18 protein-coding genes are annotated in these 20,249 nt (G+C 64.8%); 13 read left to right on the top strand and 5 right to left on the bottom strand.

Annotated features, from left to right (window positions below):
- Nucleotides 1-19 precede the first annotated feature (19 nt).
- From ACMDW7_RS11230 to ACMDW7_RS11215, 4 genes are all read left to right on the top strand, one after another.
- The gene (locus tag ACMDW7_RS11230) at nucleotides 20-2,077 is read left to right on the top strand and encodes a S9 family peptidase (protein ID WP_377300662.1); all 2,058 of its coding nucleotides are present in this window, start codon (nucleotides 20-22) and stop codon (nucleotides 2,075-2,077) included.
- The gene (locus ACMDW7_RS11225) at nucleotides 2,074-2,901 is read left to right on the top strand and encodes a D-hexose-6-phosphate mutarotase (protein ID WP_377300663.1); all 828 of its coding nucleotides are present in this window, start codon (nucleotides 2,074-2,076) and stop codon (nucleotides 2,899-2,901) included. The genes ACMDW7_RS11230 and ACMDW7_RS11225 overlap by 4 nt, the downstream gene beginning before the upstream one ends.
- Nucleotides 2,902-3,017: 116 nt before the next feature.
- Entirely contained in the window at nucleotides 3,018-3,896 is an 879-nt protein-coding gene (locus tag ACMDW7_RS11220) for a dienelactone hydrolase family protein (RefSeq protein ID WP_377300664.1), read from the top strand.
- A 137-nt stretch (nucleotides 3,897-4,033) separates the two neighbouring features.
- Nucleotides 4,034-4,816, top strand: coding sequence for a ZIP family metal transporter (locus tag ACMDW7_RS11215; RefSeq protein ID WP_377300665.1), 783 nt, complete (start codon nucleotides 4,034-4,036; stop codon nucleotides 4,814-4,816).
- A gap of 112 nt (nucleotides 4,817-4,928) precedes the next feature.
- On the opposite strand, the gene ACMDW7_RS11210 is transcribed toward ACMDW7_RS11215, so the two are convergent.
- Nucleotides 4,929-5,774, bottom strand: coding sequence for a sulfurtransferase (locus ACMDW7_RS11210; protein WP_377300666.1), 846 nt, complete (start codon nucleotides 5,772-5,774; stop codon nucleotides 4,929-4,931).
- The gene (locus tag ACMDW7_RS11205; RefSeq protein ID WP_377300667.1) at nucleotides 5,755-6,696 is read right to left on the bottom strand and encodes a DMT family transporter; all 942 of its coding nucleotides are present in this window, start codon (nucleotides 6,694-6,696) and stop codon (nucleotides 5,755-5,757) included. Before ACMDW7_RS11205 ends, ACMDW7_RS11210 begins: the two co-directional genes overlap by 20 nt.
- Before the next feature lie 205 nt (nucleotides 6,697-6,901).
- On the opposite strand from ACMDW7_RS11205, the gene ACMDW7_RS11200 reads away from it, so the two are divergent.
- Nucleotides 6,902-8,527, top strand: coding sequence for a GMC family oxidoreductase (locus ACMDW7_RS11200; protein ID WP_377300668.1), 1,626 nt, complete (start codon nucleotides 6,902-6,904; stop codon nucleotides 8,525-8,527).
- Between the two features lie 170 nt (nucleotides 8,528-8,697).
- Here the strand turns inward: ACMDW7_RS11200 and ACMDW7_RS11195 are convergent, their stop codons facing one another.
- Genes ACMDW7_RS11195 through ACMDW7_RS11185 form a run of 3 tightly spaced genes read right to left on the bottom strand, consistent with a single transcriptional unit; the run spans nucleotide 8,698 to nucleotide 11,195 of the window.
- Nucleotides 8,698-9,021, bottom strand: a complete 324-nt coding sequence (locus tag ACMDW7_RS11195) for an Mpo1-like protein (protein WP_377300669.1) — start codon at nucleotides 9,019-9,021, stop codon at nucleotides 8,698-8,700.
- A 51-nt stretch (nucleotides 9,022-9,072) separates the two neighbouring features.
- Nucleotides 9,073-9,882, bottom strand: a complete 810-nt coding sequence (locus tag ACMDW7_RS11190) for an alpha/beta fold hydrolase (protein ID WP_377300670.1) — start codon at nucleotides 9,880-9,882, stop codon at nucleotides 9,073-9,075.
- Nucleotides 9,879-11,195, bottom strand: a complete 1,317-nt coding sequence (locus ACMDW7_RS11185; protein ID WP_377300671.1) for an O-acetylhomoserine aminocarboxypropyltransferase — start codon at nucleotides 11,193-11,195, stop codon at nucleotides 9,879-9,881. Before ACMDW7_RS11185 ends, ACMDW7_RS11190 begins: the two co-directional genes overlap by 4 nt.
- Nucleotides 11,196-11,279: 84 nt before the next feature.
- Here ACMDW7_RS11185 and ACMDW7_RS11180 point away from each other — a divergent pair, with 84 nt between their 5' ends.
- From ACMDW7_RS11180 to leuB, 8 genes are all read left to right on the top strand, one after another.
- The gene (locus ACMDW7_RS11180) at nucleotides 11,280-11,732 is read left to right on the top strand and encodes a CBS domain-containing protein (protein ID WP_377300672.1); all 453 of its coding nucleotides are present in this window, start codon (nucleotides 11,280-11,282) and stop codon (nucleotides 11,730-11,732) included.
- Nucleotides 11,733-12,033: 301 nt separating this feature from the next.
- A complete protein-coding gene (locus ACMDW7_RS11175) occupies nucleotides 12,034-13,938 on the top strand; it encodes an MFS transporter (protein ID WP_377300673.1) in 1,905 nt (634 codons plus the stop codon).
- A gap of 8 nt (nucleotides 13,939-13,946) precedes the next feature.
- Nucleotides 13,947-14,543 (top strand): LysE family translocator, encoded by a 597-nt coding sequence (locus ACMDW7_RS11170; RefSeq protein WP_377300674.1) that lies wholly within the window; start codon nucleotides 13,947-13,949, stop codon nucleotides 14,541-14,543.
- A gap of 25 nt (nucleotides 14,544-14,568) precedes the next feature.
- Nucleotides 14,569-15,672 (top strand): chorismate synthase, encoded by a 1,104-nt coding sequence (gene aroC / locus ACMDW7_RS11165; protein WP_377300675.1) that lies wholly within the window; start codon nucleotides 14,569-14,571, stop codon nucleotides 15,670-15,672.
- A 120-nt stretch (nucleotides 15,673-15,792) separates the two neighbouring features.
- On the top strand, nucleotides 15,793-16,968 hold the full coding sequence (locus tag ACMDW7_RS11160; protein ID WP_377300676.1) for an MFS transporter: 1,176 nt from the start codon (nucleotides 15,793-15,795) through the stop codon (nucleotides 16,966-16,968).
- Between the two features lie 84 nt (nucleotides 16,969-17,052).
- A complete protein-coding gene (gene leuC / locus ACMDW7_RS11155; RefSeq protein ID WP_377300677.1) occupies nucleotides 17,053-18,474 on the top strand; it encodes a 3-isopropylmalate dehydratase large subunit in 1,422 nt (473 codons plus the stop codon).
- 2 nt (nucleotides 18,475-18,476) lie between these two features.
- Entirely contained in the window at nucleotides 18,477-19,136 is a 660-nt protein-coding gene (gene leuD / locus ACMDW7_RS11150) for a 3-isopropylmalate dehydratase small subunit (RefSeq protein ID WP_377300678.1), read from the top strand.
- Entirely contained in the window at nucleotides 19,133-20,236 is a 1,104-nt protein-coding gene (gene leuB / locus ACMDW7_RS11145; RefSeq protein ID WP_377300679.1) for a 3-isopropylmalate dehydrogenase, read from the top strand. The genes leuD and leuB overlap by 4 nt, the downstream gene beginning before the upstream one ends.
- Nucleotides 20,237-20,249: the final 13 nt, after the last annotated feature.

Here is a 20,249-nt window from a genome sequence, read left to right as displayed (position 1 = left end):
TGCACAACACGGAGACGGCATGAGCAAGCAACGCATCACGGTGGAAGACCTCTGGAAGCTTGAGCGCATCGGCGCCCCAAAGCTGTCACCCGACGGCGCTCAGGCGGTGGCCAGCGTGACTCGGTACGACATGGATGCCAACAAGAGCAGCAGTTCGCTGTGGCTGTTCTCGACCTTCGGCGGCGACCCGCGCAAACTCACGGCCTGCGGCGAGAAGGATGGCGAAGCAGCATGGAGCCCGCGCGGCGATCTGATTGCGTTCGTGGCCAAGCGCGAGCAGGAGGGCAAGAAGGACGACAGCGCGCAGATCTACGTCATTGCCCCGGACGGCGGCGAAGCCCGCAGGGTGACCGACTACGCGCCCGGTGTCTTCGGCATCAAGTGGTTTCCGGATGGCAAGCGCATCGCCTTCCTGTCCTGGGTCTGGCCGCAAGAGATGGGCGACAAGGCGCAGACCAAGGCGCACAAGGCCTTCAAGGACCGCAAGGAAAGTGCCTACGTCACCGAGGAGCACTGGTACCGCCACTGGGACCACAATCTGCCCATGGGGCGTGCGATTCACCTGCACGTGGTCGACATCGCCACCGGCAAGGTGACCGATCTCTTCGAGGGCAGCGCATTGGAGCTGGGCCGGGCCGATGCGAGCGCCGCCGACTACGACATCAGCCCCGACGGCAAGCACATCGTCTTCAGCCATGATCCGCTGCCCGTCAAGCGCATCCTGAACACCTTTGCGCTGTCGCGCATCGACGTGAAGACGCGCAAGGTCAGCTTGCTGGTGCAGGACAAGGACTGGGACTTCCGGCACCCGGTGCATGCCGCCGATGGCAAGCAGCTCGCGGTCGTCGTCGCGCATTCCGGCAAGCGGCATACCGCGCCGGCGCTGCTCGGCATGGTCGACGCGGCCAGCGGCCGCTGGCAGGCTCTGTCGGCCAAGTGGGACCGAGAAGTGGTGGGTGTGCCTGCCTGGAGCACGGAAGGCGATGCCTTGTACTGCATGGCCGAAGACCTGGGCCGCTGCCACCTCTGGCACTTTGATCTGAAGACCCGCACGCCCAAGGTCCTGGTGCAGGGTGGCTGGGTGCACGGGTTCTCAGTGAGTGCCGGCCAGCTCGTCTATACGTCAGACAGCATGGTCCACCCGGATCGGCTCCATGTCCTCGATGCTGAAGGCACACCGAAGCGCCTCGAGCGCTTCAACGACGAACTGCTCAAGGCCTTCAAGTTCGGCCCCTACGAGAGCGTGAGCTACAAGGGCGCGAAGATCGACGGCAAGCGTACCGATGCGCAGATGTGGGTGATCTACCCCCCGGGCTTCGATGCCAAGAAGAAGTATCCGCTGCTGCACTGCATTCATGGCGGTCCGCACACGGCCAGTGGCGACACCTTCCACTACCGCTGGAACAACCAGGTCTTTGCCAGCGGCAACGGCACGCAGGACTATGTCGTGGTGTGCGTGAACTATCACGGTTCCACGAGCTTCGGCTTCGACTACAAGGACAGCATCACGCACCGCTGGGGCGAGCTCGAGCTGCAGGACGTCGAGGCCGCCACCGACCACATGCTGACCAAGCCCTACATCGACGCCAACCGGGTCTATGCCACTGGCGGCAGCTATGGCGGCTACATGGTTGCGTGGATGAACGGACACTGCAAACCCGGCCGCTACCAGGCCTACGTCTGCCATGCCGGCTGCTACGACTGGGTCAGTATGTTCGCCAGCGATGGCGCCGAATGGTTCAAGAAGGAACTGGGCGCCTGGTACTGGGACGACATGGCCAAGGTGCACAAGCAGAGCCCGCACGCCTTTGCGAGACACTTCAGCACGCCCACGCTGGTCATTCACGGTCAGCTGGATTACCGCGTACCCGATGCCCAGGGTCTGGCCTACTACAGCACCCTCAAGGCACAGGAGATCGACGCGCGCCTGGTGTGGTTCCCGGACGAGAACCACTGGATCCTCAAGCCGCGCAACAGCAAGCTCTGGTATGCCGAGTTTTTCGACTGGCTCAAGCGTTACCCCAGCAAGAGCACGGTCAAGCCGCCAGCGAGAAAGAAGGGCGGAGGCGCCAAGTGATCGGTGGCAAGCTTTTCGACTTCAAGTTCAAGATGGCCGCGGTTGGCGCGGGCGCCGGCCTGCAAGGGACGGCGCTGGGCGGGCAGATCATCGCCTGCCGTCTGCGCAACTATGGAGAGCTGTTCTATACCAGTCCCAAGGCGGTGTTTGATGGCAGCGCACCGATCCGCGGTGGGGTGCCGGTGCTGTTTCCGCAGTTCTCCGATGCAGGCCGCCTGCCCAAGCACGGCCTGGTGCGCACCCGGGAGTGGGCCATCGCTGCCGGCAACGATGACAGCGAATTCCAGGCTGACTTGACCCTGGGGCCGAATGCCGACCCTCGCTGGCCTGGTCAGGCCGAGCTCACCGTGCTGGGCGAGGCCGACGAAGACAGCCTGGAGATCACGCTCACCATCAAGAACGTCGGCACCGACAGCGTCTGGTGGACTGGCGGACTGCACCCCTATTTCGCCACCACTGCACTCACAGCTTCGTGGGTGGACGGCCTGTCCGGCCGCTGGATGACCGACCGCATCGGCAAGCGCAAGCTCGAGCTGCCCAAGGACACCCCGCTGGCATTCGATGGCCGCGAGGTGGAGGTACTGGTGCATGACAGTGAGGATCTCACTCTGGTGCAGCCAGGGCGGACGCTTGAGCTGTCGTCCGAGGGCTTTGCCGAATGGATGATCTGGAATCCGGGCGAAGTCGGTGCCGCCAAGATCGGCGATCTGCCGCCGGAAGACTGGCAGCGTTTCGTGTGCGTGGAGCCGGTGTGCGTGAGCCGGCCGATCACCCTGGACCCGGGCGAGGAATTCGAGGGGCGGCTGACGATCAGCGTGCTTTGAGGCGCAGTGCCCCAACGAGTACCGGCGCACCGGGGCCGCCGGAGCAGGCTTGCGGTGCTCGCCCGACGCGCCGAACCAGCGTAGGCTTTGGCACTCTGCTCATCCAGGAGACAGTCATGGATCTCGTGAAGGACTACGACGCGCTGCGGCCGGAACTCAAACTGTCACGTCGGGCCTTTGTCGGCGGCAGCGTCGGCATCGGCTTTGCAGCGGCGACTCTGCCGGTTTGCGCCCAGACCATGATCACCACTGACACCCAAGGCCTGGAGGTTGGCTGGGCCAAGGTCAAGACATCGACTGGTGATTTGCCGGTGTATGCCGCCAAACCCGCCGGCAAGAAGGGGCTGCCGGTGGTGCTGGTGGTGCAGGAGATCTTTGGTGTGCACGAGCACATCGCCGATGTGGCGCGTCGCTTCGCCAAGCAGGGCTATCTGGCGATCGCCCCGGAGCTGTTTTTCCGTCAGGGTGATCCAAAACCCTACACCGACATCGCCAAGCTCATCAGTGAAGTCGTCAGCAAGGTGCCGGACGCGCAGGTCATGAGCGACCTCGATGCCGTGGCGGCCTGGGCGCGTGTCGGCGACGGCAGTGACAAGCTGGCCGTGACCGGCTTCTGCTGGGGCGGGCGCATCACCTGGATGTACACAGCGCACAGCAAGGCGGTGAAGGCCGGTGTGGCCTGGTACGGCCGGCTGGTGGGGCAGGGCAGCGCAAACACGCCGCGCCACCCGCTGGATGTCGTTGGAGAACTGAACGCGCCGGTCCTCGGCCTGTATGGCGAGGCTGACACCGGCATTCCCATGGACACGGTCTGGAAAATGGAAGACGCGCTGAAGGCCTCGGCGAACCCGGCCGCCAAGGCCAGCCAGTTCAAGGTCTACGACCAGGCGCCACATGCTTTCCATGCCGACTACCGGCCCAGCTACCGGAAGGACGCGGCTGAGGACGGCTGGAAGCGCTGCCTCGCCTGGTTCAAGACCCACGGCGTGGGTTGATTTGGGCGCAGCCAAGGGCCTCCAGGGGGGGCTTGACAGCTTTTCTATACTTCTTTGAAAGCTTCAAGCGCGCTGCTCACCCAGCGCGCTTTTTGTTTGTTCCCCAGTCTGATTGCTTGCCGAGTCTTCGAAGCGCTATGTCCACCTTATCCGTCATCATCCTGGCCACCCTTGCCTCCGGCGCCCTGAGCATGGTGCTCGCCGGACTGATTGCCTACACCATGCTGGGCAAGGTGGTGGAGCGCATGGTCAGTTTTGCGATTGGCGTGCTGCTGGCTGCCGCACTGCTTCATCTCATCCCGGAAGCCACGCAGAGCCAGGCGGACGTTTACGACCTGTTTGCCGTGCTACTCGGCGGGATCTTCCTGTTCTTCATGCTGCAGAAGACCATGCTGCTGCGGCACAGTCACCACCATGAGCACGACGGTCATCATCACGATCACGGCTTCAACGCCCGCGAGGCCGGCCCCGGCGGCTACCTGATCCTGATCGGCGACGGCCTGCACAACTTCTGCGACGGCATCCTGATCGCCGCGGCCTTCCTGATCGACTGGAAGCTGGGCATGCTGACCGCACTGTCGATCGCCGCCCACGAGATCCCGCAGGAGATCGGCGACTTCATGATCCTGCTGTCGAACGGCTTCTCCAAGACCCGTGCCTTCATGTTCAACATGCTGGTGAGCCTGATGAGCGTGGCTGGCGGTGTGCTGGGCTACTTCCTGCTGGACACTGCGCAGGAGGCGCTGCCCTACGTGATCATGCTGGCCGCATCAAGCTTCATCTACATCGCGATGAGCGACCTGATTCCCTTCGTGAATCGCTCAAGCCGCGAGCGCAGCTACTTCGCCGATGTGGCGCTGATGGGTCTGGGCGTGGCCTTCATCGTAGGCGCGCACATGTTGGTGCCACATTCGCACTAGATGGCCGATTTCAACTTATGAGGAGTCGGTTGAAATGCCACGTTCCGCATTGGGTATGCGGAATGTGGCCAATCACTCTTGATCAAAATCTAGTCCGAAAATGATTTATTGATCAACCTTTTGCGACCGGGCGCGTGCGGTCTGCCACCCACTCGCTCCAGCTTCCGGCATACATGGGTGGCGTGCCCAGTCCGGCAAGTTCCATGGCCAGCACGTTGTGGCAGGCCGTTGAGCCTGAGCCGCAGCTCATCACCCACTGGTTGGCCGGCGTGTCGCCCAGCACGGCCTGCAGCTCACGGCGCAGCTGATCAGCCGGCTTGAAGCGGCCGTCCGCCTCCAGGTTGTCCTTGAAGAAGCGGTTGCGGCTGCCCGGAATGTGGCCGGCCACCGGGTCGATCGGCTCCACCTCGCCGCGAAAGCGCTCCGGCGCCCGGGCATCGAGCAGGGTGAACCGGGGTTCGAGCAGGTTCGCCTCAACGGCGGCCACGTCAACGGCCTCCACCAGCGCAGCGGCCGGCTGAACCTGCCCTGCTGCCGGGCTGGGTACCACCGTCGTGCTCTCGCCGCCGGCTGCCAGCCACTGCGGCCATCCGCCATCCAGAACCGCCACGGCCTCCAGGCCCAGCCAGCGGCACATCCACCACAGGCGTGCGGCAAACATGCCGCCCGAAGCGTCATAGACCACCACCTGCATGCCGTTGTGCACCCCGCGGCTGCCGAGCCACTGCGCAAACTTCTCACGCACCGGTAGTGGGTGGCGGCCATTCGCACCGGTCTTGGGCGCGGAGAGGTCGTCGTCCAGGTGCGCGAACTGTGCGCCGGGAATGTGGCCTTCCGCGTATTGGCGGCGGCCCAGCTGCACATCCATGAGATCGTGCCGGCAGTCGAACACCGCCACGCTCGCGCCGCTGGCCAGCAGCTTGCGCAGGGCGGGGGCACTAATCAGCGTTTGAAACATTCATCGTTTCCTTTGTGGGGAGCGATTCCCGGCTGCTCGATGCGCTGCCAGGGTGAGATACCACCGAAGTGGCGGCGCGAATGGTAACGAGCGTGGCCACCACACCGGCTGTCAGCACGATAACGATGCCAGTGATCGCCATAGTGCTCAGCGCATCGCCTGCCACCCACACGCCCAGCAGGGTGGAAAACACCACCACCGTGTATTGCAGGCTGCTGGTCAGCAGCGTCTTGCCGCGCGAAAAGGCACGCGTCATGGCCAGTTGCGCCGCCAACGCCATCACACCGATTGCCAGCAGCATGACCCAGCCATTCGCCGAAGGCCACACCATGCCAAAAAGCGCCATGCCCGTCACCCCCACCAGCGCGGTCACGGCGGAGTGATAGAACACCGTGCGCCATTCCGGTTCGCCGAGCTTGCCCAGCGCGCGGATGTTCCAGTAGGCCAGGGCCGACAACAGCCCGGAGAGCAGCCCCAGCAGCGCGGCCCCTGTGTCACCTTGGGAGAACACGGGCTGCAGAAGCAGCACGATGCCTGCGAACCCCACGACGATGCAGGCCAGCAGCGCCCAGGGCAGCTGTCGGCGGCCGGCCAAGATGGTCGCCATCACCGTGAACAGCGCCACGAACAGCGGCGAGGTGTAGTTCAACGTCGTCGCTGTGGCCAGTGGCAGCACGCTGATGGCGTAGAAGAACAGCGTGAGCGCCGCCACGCCGCTGGCCGTGCGCTGCACCTGCAGCCGCACATGCGGCGTGCCGAAGGCCAGGCGCCGCCAGGCCATCCAGCCGCCAAGGATCAGCGCCGCCACCACGCCTCGAAAGAACACGGCCTGGCTGACCGGCACTTCGGCCGACACCAGCTTGACCAGCAGACCCATCACGGCAAACAGCAGTGCGGCCAGCAGCATCCAGAGTGATTGCATGGGCGCGCAGTGTAGGTGCGACGAGGCTGCGACGTCGGCGCAGCGCATCATGCTGACGCCGCGACACGGCACGACCCCGCCGGCTTGCCGTTCGAGGCAGCACAGTTGCTTCGCGCCGCCAAGGGCGGTCACCGTCAATTCGTCATCAAGCCGCGTGGCGGCGAGGTCATTCCGTCATCGCAGGCGCTGCGCTAGCCTCTGCGGCATGAATACGGAGACAGACAAGACTTACGACTACGTGATTGTCGGGGCGGGCACCGCAGGGTGCCTGCTCGCCAACCGCCTGTCGCGCGACAAGGGCACCACCGTCGCGCTTGTGGAAGCCGGCGGCAACGACAACTACCACTGGATCCACATCCCGGTGGGCTATCTCTACTGCATCAACAATCCGCGCACGGACTGGATGTATCGCACCCAGGCCGATGCCGGCCTGAACGGCCGCAGCCTGATCTACCCGCGCGGCCGCGTGATCGGCGGGTCGTCGAGCATCAACGGCATGATCTATATGCGCGGTCAGGCGGCCGACTATGACGCCTGGGCCGCCGGTGACGGCTACGGCCCCAACCCCGGCTGGCGCTGGGACGAGGTGCTGCCCTTCTTCAAGGAGCATGAGGCCTATCACGGCGGCGCCGACGCCCTGCACAACGACCGTGGCGAGTGGCAGGTCAGCCGGCAGCGCCTGTCCTGGGAGATCCTCGACGCCTTTCGCGAGGCCGCGGTGCAGGCCGGCCTGCCGCGCAAGGACGACTTCAATCGCGGCGACAACGAGGGCGTGGGCTACTTCGAGGTCAACCAGAAGAAGGGCTTCCGCTTCAGCGCCGCGCGCGCCTTCCTCAAGCCCATCCTCGCTCGGGACAACCTCTCGCTCTTCATCCACGCGCCGGTGCAGCGTCTGAACTTCGAGGGCCGCCGTTGCACGGGTCTAACTGTGCTGCGTGAAGACGGCGTCACGGTGACCTTCTGCGCCAACAAGGAGGTCATTCTCTGTGCCGGCGCGGTCAACACGCCGGTGCTGCTGGAGCGCAGCGGCGTGGGGCAGGGCGCGCGAGTATCCGCGCTTGGCGTGCCCGTGGTGCACGACTTGCCCGGTGTGGGCGAGAACCTGCAGGACCACCTGCAGGTGCGCATGGCCTTCAAGGTGCAGGGCGTGAAGACGCTGAACACCCTGGCGAGCACCTGGATCGGCAAGGCGCGCATCGGCTTGGAATACCTGCTGACGCGCACCGGCCCCATGAGCATGGCACCCAGCCAGCTCGGCGCCTTTGCGCGCAGCAGCGAGCGGCACGCCCGTGCCAACGTGCAGTACCACGTGCAGCCGCTCACGCTGGAAGCCTTCGGGCAGCCGCTGCACAGCTTCGATGCCTTCACGGCGAGTGTGTGCAACCTGCGGCCCACCAGCCGCGGCAGCATCCATGCCGCAAGCAGCGACCCGGATGCCGCACCGCTCATCACCCCCAACTACCTGGCCACCGACGAAGACCGGCAGGTCGCCGCGGAGTCCATCCGGCTGACGCGGCGCATCGCGTCTCAGCCTGCGCTGGCGCGCTACCAGCCCGAGGAATTCAAGCCGGGCATGCAGTTCGTCTCTGACGCAGACCTTGCCACCGCGGCGGGTGCGATAGGCACCACCATCTTCCACCCCGTGGGCACTTGCAAGATGGGCCCGGCGGCCGACCCGATGGCCGTGTGCGACGCGCAGGGCAGAGTGCATGGCATGGGCGGGCTGCGTGTGGTGGACGCCAGCCTGATGCCGACCATCACCAGCGGCAACACCAACTCGCCGACGCTGATGATGGCCGAGAAGATCGCCCGGGAGATTCACGGGCGCTAGCCCGGGAACGAAGGGCTACATCGAGGTTTGACGCGCTTCTTCAGGCCAAAATGCCTGAAGAGGTCCGCCAGACAAGCGGAAAGGCATCTCGGAAGCAAGGTGGGGTTCTCGCGCCGCTTGTCCACTACGCAGCCTGTGGACAAGAAGAGCTGCTTCTGAAGAACCCCGGATCAGAACTTGATCTGGCCGGTCAGGATCTGGAACCACATCCGCCAGTCGCCCATGAAGCTGTAGAGCGGTTGCTTGAAGCTGGCGGGCTTGTTCTTTTCGAAGCCGAAGTGACCGATCCATGCGAAGGCGTAGCCGCACAGCAGGGCATAGAGCAGGTAGATCGGCTGGCCGCGCCACAGCCCGGCGGCCGCAATCAGCAGCGCCAGTGACGAACCGACAAAGTGCAGGCGGCGGCACGTGCGGTTGCTGTGCTCGCTCAGGTAGAAGGGGTAGAACTCTGCAAAGCTCGTGTAGCGCTGTGGTGCGGCGGTGGTCTCGCTCATGGTGTCTCCTTGGTCTTTTGGTGGCGAGCGTAGAACCGGTGCCGCAGAGGTTCAAGCCACGGCCTGGAGGTGCGCAGCCAGTGCCTTGAGCAGGGCGTCGGGCGCCTCACTCATGATCTGGTGGCCGGCACCGTCCAGCACCACGAGCCTTGCACCAGAGATGGCACTCGCCACGGCCTTGCCGGCCTTGGGGGGCGTCATCTGGTCTGCGCTGCCCGCCACCACCAGGGTCGGACACTCGATGCTCTTCAGCAACGCATCAGACGGCGCGTAGGCATTGCAGGCGGCAAAGTCCGTCGGCAGCACCTCGGGTCCGTTCTTGACATGGATGCGATGCATCAGCTGCAGCGCACTCCAGGGCGTGGCAAAGCCGGGGCCGGGCGCCTGCGGCCGGTGAGAGAAGCCGCCCCAGGCGCTGGAGAAACTCCAGGCATTGATCATGTCCATCGCCTTGGCTGGCGCCTCGCGTGTGGCCGCAAGCAGTGCATCGCTGACCTTCATCGGCAGTGCCGTACCGACGAGTGTGAGGCTGCGCGCGCGCTTGAGCCGCCCTGCGAGTTCAAGGCCGATGAGCGAGCCCATGCTGTGGCCCACCACATGCACCTTGTCGAGATTCGCGGCATCCAGCGCTGCAGCCATGGCATCGGCCAGAGCCTCGACGCTCGTGCGCAGCGGCCCGGCGCTTTGACCGTGGCCGGGCAGGTCGATGGCCAGGGTGTTGTAGCCGTGGTGGGCGCACCAGCGGCTCTGCAGGATCCAGACGGAATGGTCGTTTTGCGCGCCGTGGATGAAGAGCACGCTGGGTTTGGCGGCGTCAAACGTCTTGCCGCCGCTGTAGGCATACAGGTCGCCGAGCTTCATGACTTCATGATCCGTTCCGCTGCCTTGAGCGCCCGTTTGAGATCGTCGATCAGGTCGCCTGCGTCCTCCAGCCCGATCGACAGGCGGATCGTGCCCTGCGTGATGCCGCTCTTGACCAGATCCTCGTCGGCGACCCGGAAGTGCGTGGTCGAGGCCGGGTGAATGACCAGCGACCGCGCATCGCCCACATTCGCCAGATGCGAGAACAGCCTCAGGCTTTCGACGAATGCTCGGCCCGCAGCGCGGGTGCCGCGCAGATCGAAACTGAACACTGCGCCGCAGCCGCGCGGCAGCAGGCGCTGCGCCAGTGCGTGGTCCGGGTGGCTCTCCAGCTCCGGATAGCCCACGCGTTCCACCATAGGGTGGGCCGCCAGCATCTCCACCACCCTGCGTGTGTTGGCCAAATGCCGCTCCATGCGCAGCGGCAGCGTTTCAATGCCCTGCAGCAGCAGAAAGGCCGTGTGCGGGCTCATGCAGGCACCGAAGTCGCGCAAGCCCTCGCGCCGGGCACGCAGCAGGAAGGCGCCCACGGTGGACTCCTCCGTGAAGACCATGTTGTGAAACCCGGCGTAGGGCTCGCACAGCTCGGGAAAGTGGCCGTGGGCTGCATGCGCGGCCTGCCAGTCGAAGCGGCCGCTGTCCACCAGTACCCCGCCAATCGCAACGCCATGCCCACCCAGAAACTTGGTGGCGGAATGGAACAGCAGATCGGCCCCGTGCTCAAAGGGTTGCATCAACCACGGCGAGGTGAAGGTGCTGTCCACGAGCAGGGGAAGATGCCGCGCGTGGGCGATTTCGCTGACGGCCGGAATGTTGAGCACGTCCAGTCCAGGGTTGCCCAGGGTCTCGCCGAACAGCAGCTTCGTGTTCGGCCGAATCGCGTTGCGCCATTCGTCCAGTTCACGCGGATTGATGAAGGTGGTCTCGATGCCGAAGCGCTTGAGCGTGTAGGCCAGCAGGTTCTGGCTGCCGCCGTACAGCGAGCGGCTTGCCACGATGTGGCTGCCGGCACCGGCGATCGTGCAGATGGCCAAATGCAGCGCGGCCTGACCGCTGGCTGTTGCAATCGCGCCGATACCGCCTTCGAGCGCTGCGACGCGCTCCTCGAACACGGCCACCGTGGGGTTGGAGATACGTGAATACACATGGCCGGCCCGCTCCATGTTGAACAGGCTCGCGGCGTGCTCACTGTCCTCAAACACAAAGGAGGTGCTGGCGTAGATCGGTGTGGCGCGCGCGCCGGTGGCCGGATCCGGTCGGGCACCGGCATGTAGCGCCAGGGTGTCGAAACCGGGATAGGGACGATCACTCATGGGATGGGCCCGCGGTTGCAATCAAACGAGGCTGGGATAGTATCTGTCGAACCCCTGAGACGAGCGTGAGCACGAGGAGGCGCCATGAAGGTTTACGAGATCCTGAAAGTCAAGGGCGACGTGCTGTTCACCGCCAACCCGGACATGCCGCTCGCCGAAGCCATCAAGACCATGGCCGAGCGCGACATCGGCTCGCTGGTCGTCATGGAACACGGCGACCTGGTCGGCATGCTGACCTTCCGGGAAATCATCGAGACCCTGCACAAGCAGAACGGCAGCGTCGGCAGCACCCTGATCCGCAGCGTGATGGATGACGCGCCCATGACCTGCACGCCGGACACCGAGGTCAACGAGGTGCGCCGCATGATGCTCGAGAAGCACACCCGCTACCTGCCGGTGATGAATGCCCGCACGCTGTTGGGCGTGATCTCTTTCTACGACGTGGCCAAGGCGGTGCTTGAAGCGCAGAGCTTCGAGAACAAGATGCTGAAGGCCTATATCCGCGACTGGCCCGAACCCGAGGAAAGTACCGGTTGAGCTACTGCGCGCGCCGGATCGCCGCGTCCGGTGCTCGACGTACTGCCCGTACGTCTGCGCTCCTCGGCGGCGCTGCGGCACGCTCGCTACGCTCACCCGGCACTTTCATGCGCTGTGGCTGCCTTTCGTCCTGTGTTTCGTGTCTCGATCGTGTTCTTCCCGGCTGCCGCTGGCGCAACAGCCTTGAGTCGCTCATTGCGCTACTCCCCGTAGCCGCCGCATAGCTCGCCGCATCCCTCGCTGTACGCTTGGCGGCCACGCACCGCAGAGTGCGCACCTGTCCGTCATCGAGGGAGTCTGAATGTCCACCGAGCACAGCCAGTGGTCGCTGCTGTCGCAGCGCCGCTTTGCGCCGTTCTTTCTCACGCAATTCTGCGGCGCGGCCAATGACAACATCTTCAAGTTCGCCTTCACGCTGCTGGTGACCTACCACGCGGCGGAAATCAATGCCGCCAACCCGGCGCTGGTGGTGAATCTGATTGCGGCGCTGTTTGTGCTGCCTTTTGTGCTGTTCTCGGCGACCAGCGGGCAGTTGAGCGACCGCTACGGTGTCACGCAGGTGATGCGTCTGGTGAAGGTGCTGGAAGTCGCATTCATGCTCGTCGGTGCGGTGGGTTTCATCAGCAAGAATCTGCCGTTGCTGCTCGTCACCACTTTCCTGATGGGCCTGCACTCCACGCTCTTCGGTCCGGCCAAGTTCGCCTACCTGCCGCAGCATCTGCGGCCTGACGAGATCGTGGGCGGCAACGGTCTGGTGGAGATGGGCACCTTCGTGGCCATCCTGCTGGGCACCATGGGGGCAGGTTTCCTGATGAAGAGCGAACCAGGCGCGGCGGCCACGGGTGTGACGCTGGCTGCGGCCACCACCTTGGTTGTGGCGTTTGTGGGATTGGCCGCCAGCCTGATGATCCCGAAGACCGCGCCGGTGGATGGCGCTCTGAAGATCAACTGGAACCCGTTCTCGGAGACCTGGCGCAACCTGAAGCTGGCGCACAAGGACATCGTGGTGTTTCGCTCCCTGCTTGGGATCAGCTGGTTGTGGTTCTTCGGCGCCACCTTCCTCACGCAGTTCTCGGTGTTCTCCAAGGATGTGCTCGGCGGCAATGAAGGCGTGGTGACCCTGCTGCTGGCGGTGTTCTCGATTGGTATCGGCGTGGGAAGCGTGCTGTGCGAGCGTCTTTCGGGCCGCATGGTGGAGATTGGCCTGGTGCCCTTCGGCTCAATCGGCATGAGCGTGTTCGCGATCGATCTCTACTTCGCCAGCCGGGGCCTCGCGCCGGTGGGGCAGGTGGGCGTGGGTGCCTTCCTTGCGAATTCGGCGCACTGGCGCGTCATCATCGATCTGTTCCTGCTGTCGATGTTTGCAGGCTTCTATTCCGTGCCGCTGTATGCGCTGATCCAGACGCGCGGCGAGGCCACACACCGCTCACGCATCATTGCGGCCAACAACATCCTGAATGCCCTGTTCATGGTGGTCAGCGCGGGCATGGGTGCCGTGCTGCTGGGCAAGCTGGGCTTCACGATCCCGCAACTCTTCCTCGTAACGGGGCTGCTCAATGCGCTGGTGGCGGCCTACATCTTCCTGCTGGTGCCGGAGTTCCTGCTGCGCTTCATCGCATGGATCCTGGTGCACACCATCTACCGCGTGAAGAAGGAAGACACGGATCGCATTCCCGCCACGGGCGCGGCCCTGCTCACGGCCAACCACGTGAGCTTTGTGGATGCCGTGGTGCTGATGGCGATCAGCCCGCGGCCGATCCGCTTCGTGATGGACCGCAACATCTTCCGCATCCCGTTTCTGTCCTGGTTTTTCCGCACCGCCAAAGCCATTCCCATCTGCTCGGCCAAGCAGGACCCGGAGGTTTATCAGCGCGCGTTCGATGAGGTCAGCCGCGAGCTGCGCGATGGCGAGCTGGTGCTGATCTTCCCGGAAGGCGCCATCACGCATGACGGCGAGATGGGCCCGTTCAAGGGCGGGGTGATGAAGATCCTGGAGCGCGACCCGGTGCCGGTGGTGCCGATCGCGCTGCGTGGATTCTGGGGCAGCTTCTTCTCGCGCAAAGATGGCCCGGCCATGAGCGCGCCGCTGCGCCGCGGCTTCAATACCAAGGTGGGGATCGCCGTCGGACTGCCCGTGCAGCCTGATGCCGTCAGCCCTGAAGGCCTGCGCGATACCACGCTCGCGCTGCGCGGCGACTGGAAGTAGCCCCGCGGATGATTGGCGACTGGCTGGCCGTATTTGCCTTTCTGGCGGCGGGCACGATCACGCCTGGCGCAAACACGGCTGTCTCTACCGTGCTGGGCGTGAACTACGGCGTGCGGGGTGCGCTGCCGTTCATTCTTGGGGTGACGCTGGGTTTTGCAGCCGCCTATGCCGTGACGGCGGCCGGCCTGGCCGCGGTGCTCAATGCTCATCCGGCGCTGCGCGTCAGCTTGCTGCTTGCAGGCACGGCCTACATGGTGTGGCTGGCTTGGAAGATCGCCAACACCCGCGTACTCGTTCAGAAGGAAGCCCATGCGAGCATCGGCGTCTCGGCGGGGCTGCTCAACTGCCTGCTGAACGCCAAGATCTGGATGCTGGCGCTCACCGCCATCGCCCAGACGCCGCACAACACCCCGGCATGGCACGCCGCTGTGCTGGCGGGTTTTGCATTCAACGGCCTCATCACGAATCTTGTCTGGGCGTGGATTGGCGCGCAGCTCCGGGAGTGGCTTGCCGTTGGTGCACGTCTCGCGTGGTTCAACCGGGCCATGGCGCTTGCGCTGGTTGGTGTGGCGCTGTGGCTCGCGCTGAAAGGCTGGCCGGCATAATGCCCGGCGAGGAGAACAGGGTTCCATGTCAGGCAGCACCTTCGGCAAGCTTTTTGCAGTCACGAACTTCGGCGAATCGCATGGTCCGGCCATCGGCTGCGTGATCGACGGCTGCCCGCCGGGCCTGGCGCTGTCCGAGGCGGACATGCAGCCGGATCTGGATCGACGCAAGCCCGGCACCTCGCGTCACGTCACGCAGCGCCAGGAAGACGACCGCGTGGAGATCCTCTCCGGCGTCTTCGAAGGCAAGACCACCGGTGCGCCCATTTGCCTGCTGATCCGCAACACCGATCAGCGCAGCAAGGACTACGGCAACATCCTCGACACCTTCCGCCCGGGCCATGCCGACTACACCTACTGGATGAAGTACGGCATCCGTGATCCGCGCGGTGGCGGCCGTTCCTCGGCCCGCCTCACAGCCCCTATGGTCGCGGCCGGTGCTGTAGCCAAGAAGTGGCTGGCGGACCAATTCGGCACGCAGGTGCGCGGCCGCATGTCGGCCGTGGGCGAGCTGGAGATCGGCTTCGAGGATTGGGCCCATGTACCCAACAACCCCTTCTTTGCTGCGGTGGCGGATGTCACCGAGCTGGAGGCCTACATGGATGCCCTGCGCAAGGCGGGCGACAGCTGCGGCGCGCGCATTCACGTGGAGGCGACCGGCGTGCCTGTGGGTCTGGGTGCGCCGCTGTACGACCGGCTGGATGCCGACATTGCCTACGCCATGATGGGCATCAATGCCGTCAAGGGCGTGGAGATTGGCGCCGGCTTTGCCAGCGTCGCGCAGCGCGGCAGCCAGCATGGCGACGAAATGAGCGCTGCCGGCTTTGCCAGCAACAACGCGGGTGGTGTGCTGGGTGGCATCTCCACCGGCCAGCCGGTCACGGTGAACATCGCCATCAAGCCCACCAGTTCGATTCGCACACCCAAGGCCAGCATCACGCGCAGCGGCGAAGCCACCACGGTGGAGACCTTCGGCCGCCACGACCCCTGCGTGGGCATACGCGCCACGCCGATCGCCGAGGCCATGCTCGCACTCGTGCTCATGGACCATGCGCTGCTGCACCGCGCCCAGTGCGCAGACGTGAAGGTGGATACGCCGGACGTTGCTGCCCGCCAGCAAGACGCATAGGCGGCCGGTGGGGTCTGCAGTGCCTTTCCGCTTGTCTGGTGCGGGTCTTCAGCAGTTTTGGTCTGAAGATCCGCACCCAGAGCCGATCTCGCCTTTCTTGTCAGGGCTGGAGCGTCGCGCATGAGCGTGGCCATGAGCCCCGGCGCGCGCGCCGTCGCGGCCTATCTATTTGCCTACTTCGCCTATGTGGGGCTGACCAACCCCTACATGCCGCTGTATGCCGATCACCTCGGCTACACGGCAGCGCAGATCGGCTACCTGACCGCCGCCATGCAGGCCCTGCGCATTGTGTTGCCCAATATCTGGGGGCATGTGGCAGACACGACCGGCCGGCCGGAGCGACTGATGGCTGCGACCGCACTCACGGCAGCGGTGTTGTTTGCCGGCTTCCTGTTCGTGGAACGGTTCTGGGCCTTCTTCGCGGTCATGATGCTGGTGCAGCTCTTTGTGTCTGCCCAGGCGCCGCTGGCCGAAACCCTGGCCGTGGACGCACTCAAGGGCGACATTTCTCTCTACGGGCGTTTGCGCCTGTGGGGCTCGCTGGGTTTCGTGGTGCTGGTGCTGGCCGGCGGGCCCTTCTTTGAGTGGGCCGGCATCGGTTGGTGGCCGCAGGCCGGGCTTGCATTGATCGTGATCGTGGTGCTCGCCGCAGTTCGGATTCCCGGCAGTGGGCAAGTGCATGACCACGCCGCCGCGCCGTCGTTCTGGGGCCAGCTCAAGCGGCCGGATGTGGCCTTCTACTTTGCGTCGGCCTTCTTCATGGTGGCCGCGCATTCGGCCATGTACGCCTTCTACTCCCTGTACCTGGACCGCCATGGCTACAGCAAGGCCATGATCGGATTTCTGTGGGCGGTGGGCGTGGTGTTCGAGATCGCGGTGTTCTGGACGCAGCGCCGCTGGATCGCGCGAGCGTCCCTGTACGGTCTGCTGCTGCTGAGCTTGGCAGTCGCCGTCCCGCGCTTTGCACTCATCGCCGCGTTCCCGAACTCACTGCCCCTGCTGCTCGTGGCTGCCGCGCTGCATGCCATCACTTTCGCGGTGCACCACAGCTGCTGCATCGGCATTCTGCAGGGCTGGTTTGCCGGCGCCTTGGCTGCTCGCGGGCAGGCGACCTACTTCAGTGTCTCGTATGGGGTGGGCGGCACTGTGGGCGCACTGGCGGCCTCACGGCTGTGGGAAGGGATCGCGCCATCGGCCGCCTTTTGGATGGCCAGCGCACTCTGTGCCCTGGGTCTGGTGACGGGCTACCTGAGCATGCGTGCGCATCGCCGCTTCGCCGATGAATCCGGCGCCTGACAAGGCTTGGCCGAACTGACGTTTGCGTCAGTTTGGGCTCAGAGTGCTGCTGCATAATCGACCGTTGCACTGCAGCAACTCACCATGGCCAAGACCCTCTACGACAAGCTCTGGGACGCACATCTCGTTCACCAGGAAGACGACGGCACCGCGCTGATCTATATCGATCGGCATCTGGTTCATGAAGTCACGAGCCCGCAGGCCTTCGAGGGGCTTCGGCAGGCAGGGCGCACCCCCTGGCGCGTCTCCAGCATTGTTGCAACGGCAGACCACAACACGCCCACCACAGGCTGGGACAAGGGGCTGGATGGCGTGGTCGATCCTGTGAGCCGCGAGCAGATCGTGACGCTGGATGCCAACATCAAGCAGTTCGGTGCCGCGGCCTACTTCCCGTTCCTGTCCAGGCAGCAGGGCATCGTCCATGTGATGGGTCCGGAACAGGGCGCAACCCTGCCCGGCATGACGGTGGTGTGCGGCGACTCCCACACCTCCACCCATGGCGCCTTCGGTGCCCTGGCTCACGGCATTGGCACGAGCGAGGTCGAGCACGTCCTCGCCACGCAGTGCCTGCTCGCCAAGAAGGCGAAGAACATGCTCATCCGCGTGGAGGGCAAGCTGGCTCCCGGGGTGTCGGGCAAGGATGTGGTCCTGGCCATCATCGGCAGGATCGGCACGGCCGGTGGCACCGGATACACGATTGAATTTGCCGGCAGCGCCATCCGCAGTCTGTCGATGGAAGGGCGCATGACGGTGTGCAACATGGCCATTGAAGCCGGCGCCCGCGCCGGTCTGGTGGCCGTGGACGACAAGACCATCGAGTACGTGCGGGGACGACCTTTTGCACCGCAAGGCGTGGCCTGGGAGCAGGCGGTGGCGCACTGGCGCACGCTGCACAGCGACGAGGGCGCGCACTTCGACAAGATCGTGGACCTGCGCGCCGAGGAGATCCGCCCGCAGGTGACCTGGGGCACTTCGCCCGAGATGGTGGTGGGCATCGACGGCCGCGTGCCGGACCCGGACCGTGAGAGCGACCCGACCCGTCGCAGCGGCTACGAGCGCGCACTGACCTACATGGGGCTTGAACCCAACACGCCGATCGACGCCATCCGCATCGACAAGGTCTTCATCGGCTCGTGCACCAACTCGCGCATCGAAGATCTGCGCGAGGCCGCGGGTGTCGTGCGCAAGCTGGGCAGGCGCGTGGCCGGCAATGTGAAGCTGGCGATGGTGGTACCGGGCTCGGGGCTGGTGAAGGCGCAGGCTGAAGCCGAAGGACTGCACACGGTTTTTCGCAATGCGGGCTTTGAGTGGCGCGAGCCCGGCTGCTCCATGTGCCTGGCCATGAATGCCGACAAGCTTGAGCCGGGTGAGCGTTGCGCCTCCACGAGCAACCGCAACTTCGAAGGCCGCCAGGGTGCGGGGGGGCGCACGCACCTGGTCAGCCCGGCCATGGCGGCTGCTGCAGCCATCGAAGGCCGCTTTGTTGACGTCAGCCGGGTGATGTAAGCATGGACAAATTCACCGTACACACTGGGCTGGTGGCACCGCTGGATCGCGCCAACGTGGATACCGACGCCATCATCCCCAAGCAGTTTCTCAAGTCGATCCGCAAGACCGGCTTCGGCCCCAATCTGTTCGATGAGTGGCGCTACCTGGATCGTGGCGAACCCGGCCGGGATAACAGCACGCGCCCGCTGAACCCGGACTTCGTCCTCAACCAGCCGCGCTACCAGGGCGCCAGCGTCCTGCTGGCCCGCAAGAATTTCGGCTGCGGCTCCAGCCGCGAGCATGCGCCCTGGGCACTGCAGCAGTACGGCTTTGCAGCCGTGATTGCGCCGAGCTTTGCCGACATCTTCTTCACCAACTGCTACAAGAACGGCCTGCTGCCCATCGTGCTCACCGAGCTTGAAGTCGATCACCTGTTCAACGAGACGGCAGCGTTCAACGGCTATCAGCTCACCGTGGATCTTCCTGAGCAGGTGGTCATCACACCGGACGGTCGCCGCTACGCCTTCGAGATTGACGCGTTTCGCAAGTACTGCCTGATCAACGGCTTCGATGACATCGGGCTGACCCTGCGCCATGCCGACAAGATCCGCGCTTTCGAAGCGCACCGTCTGGCCACGCAACCCTGGCTCGCGCCGACTCAACCGCAAATCATTCGATGACGCTCAAGATCGCAGTTCTGCCCGGTGACGGCATCGGCACCGAAATCGTTACCCAAGCCATCGCCGTTCTGGATGCGCTGAGCCTGCCCCTGGAGTACGGCCACGCACCAGTCGGGGGCGCGGCCTACGAGGCGCACGGCCACCCGCTGCCGGAATCGACGCTTGAGGTCTGCCGCAAGGCGGACGCCATCCTGTTCGGCGCCGTGGGCGACTGGAAATACGACAGCTTGGAGCGCAAGCTGCGCCCCGAGCAGGCGATTCTCGGCCTGCGCAAGCAGTTCGGGCTGTTCGCCAATTTCCGCCCGGCCATCCTGTACCCGGAACTCGCCAATGCCTCCTCGCTCAAGCCGGAGGTGGTGGCGGGTCTGGATATCCTGATCATTCGTGAGCTGACAGGCGACATCTATTTCGGCCAGCCGCGCGGCCGGCGCGAAAGTCCAGACGGTGAATTTGCCGGCGCGCCGGAGGCCTTTGACACCATGCGCTACTCGCGCCCGGAAGTCGAGCGCATCGCACACGTGGCCTTCGGGGCCGCCCGCAAGCGCGGCAAGCGCCTGACCAGCGTGGACAAGGCGAACGTCCTGGAGACCTTTCAGTTCTGGAAGGACATCATGATCGAGGTCTCGGCCCAGTACCCAGACGTGGCTCTGGACCACATGTACGTGGACAACGCCGCCATGCAGCTCGTCAAGGCACCCAAGAAGTTCGACGTGATCGTGACCGGCAACATGTTTGGCGACATCCTGTCCGACGAAGCTGCCATGCTCACAGGTTCGATCGGCATGCTGCCCAGCGCCTCGCTGAACGCCCGCAACTTCGGCCTGTATGAGCCCAGCCACGGCTCGGCGCCGGACATCGCCGGCAAGGGCGTGGCCAACCCGCTGGCCACCATTCTGTCGGCGGCTATGATGCTGCGGTACACATTTAACCGGCCCGACGCGGCCGACACGATCGAATCCGCCGTGAAGTCTGTTCTCGCCCAAGGTCTGCGCACTGCAGACATCTTCGAAGCCGGTACCACCAAGGTGGGTACGGCTGAGATGGGTGCGGCCGTCGTTTCCGCCATCAAAGCGGGCAAAACCATTTCGAAAGAGACCTGAAACCTCAGGCGGC

Origin of the sequence: Piscinibacterium candidicorallinum (genome assembly GCF_047549485.1) — a bacterium.
Lineage (GTDB): Bacteria > Pseudomonadota > Gammaproteobacteria > Burkholderiales > Burkholderiaceae_C > Piscinibacterium > Piscinibacterium candidicorallinum.
Note: the sequence above shows the minus strand (reverse complement) of the source record. Positions and strands in the feature narration are given on the sequence as shown.

Excerpts from the sequence above, each read along its gene's own strand:
- ACMDW7_RS11230 (WP_377300662.1), top strand. The coding sequence starts at position 20 with ATGAGCAAGCAACGCATCACGGTGGAAGACCTCTGGAAGCTTGAGCGC.
- ACMDW7_RS11220 (WP_377300664.1), top strand. The coding sequence starts at position 3,018 with ATGGATCTCGTGAAGGACTACGACGCGCTGCGGCCGGAACTCAAACTG.
- ACMDW7_RS11215 (WP_377300665.1), top strand. The coding sequence starts at position 4,034 with ATGTCCACCTTATCCGTCATCATCCTGGCCACCCTTGCCTCCGGCGCC.
- ACMDW7_RS11210 (WP_377300666.1), bottom strand. The coding sequence starts at position 5,774 with ATGTTTCAAACGCTGATTAGTGCCCCCGCCCTGCGCAAGCTGCTGGCC.
- ACMDW7_RS11205 (WP_377300667.1), bottom strand. The coding sequence starts at position 6,696 with ATGCAATCACTCTGGATGCTGCTGGCCGCACTGCTGTTTGCCGTGATG.
- ACMDW7_RS11200 (WP_377300668.1), top strand. The coding sequence starts at position 6,902 with ATGAATACGGAGACAGACAAGACTTACGACTACGTGATTGTCGGGGCG.
- ACMDW7_RS11195 (WP_377300669.1), bottom strand. The coding sequence starts at position 9,021 with ATGAGCGAGACCACCGCCGCACCACAGCGCTACACGAGCTTTGCAGAG.
- ACMDW7_RS11190 (WP_377300670.1), bottom strand. The coding sequence starts at position 9,882 with ATGAAGCTCGGCGACCTGTATGCCTACAGCGGCGGCAAGACGTTTGAC.
- ACMDW7_RS11185 (WP_377300671.1), bottom strand. The coding sequence starts at position 11,195 with ATGAGTGATCGTCCCTATCCCGGTTTCGACACCCTGGCGCTACATGCC.
- ACMDW7_RS11180 (WP_377300672.1), top strand. The coding sequence starts at position 11,280 with ATGAAGGTTTACGAGATCCTGAAAGTCAAGGGCGACGTGCTGTTCACC.
- ACMDW7_RS11175 (WP_377300673.1), top strand. The coding sequence starts at position 12,034 with ATGTCCACCGAGCACAGCCAGTGGTCGCTGCTGTCGCAGCGCCGCTTT.
- ACMDW7_RS11170 (WP_377300674.1), top strand. The coding sequence starts at position 13,947 with ATGATTGGCGACTGGCTGGCCGTATTTGCCTTTCTGGCGGCGGGCACG.
- aroC (WP_377300675.1), top strand. The coding sequence starts at position 14,569 with ATGTCAGGCAGCACCTTCGGCAAGCTTTTTGCAGTCACGAACTTCGGC.
- ACMDW7_RS11160 (WP_377300676.1), top strand. The coding sequence starts at position 15,793 with ATGAGCGTGGCCATGAGCCCCGGCGCGCGCGCCGTCGCGGCCTATCTA.
- leuC (WP_377300677.1), top strand. The coding sequence starts at position 17,053 with ATGGCCAAGACCCTCTACGACAAGCTCTGGGACGCACATCTCGTTCAC.
- leuD (WP_377300678.1), top strand. The coding sequence starts at position 18,477 with ATGGACAAATTCACCGTACACACTGGGCTGGTGGCACCGCTGGATCGC.
- leuB (WP_377300679.1), top strand. The coding sequence starts at position 19,133 with ATGACGCTCAAGATCGCAGTTCTGCCCGGTGACGGCATCGGCACCGAA.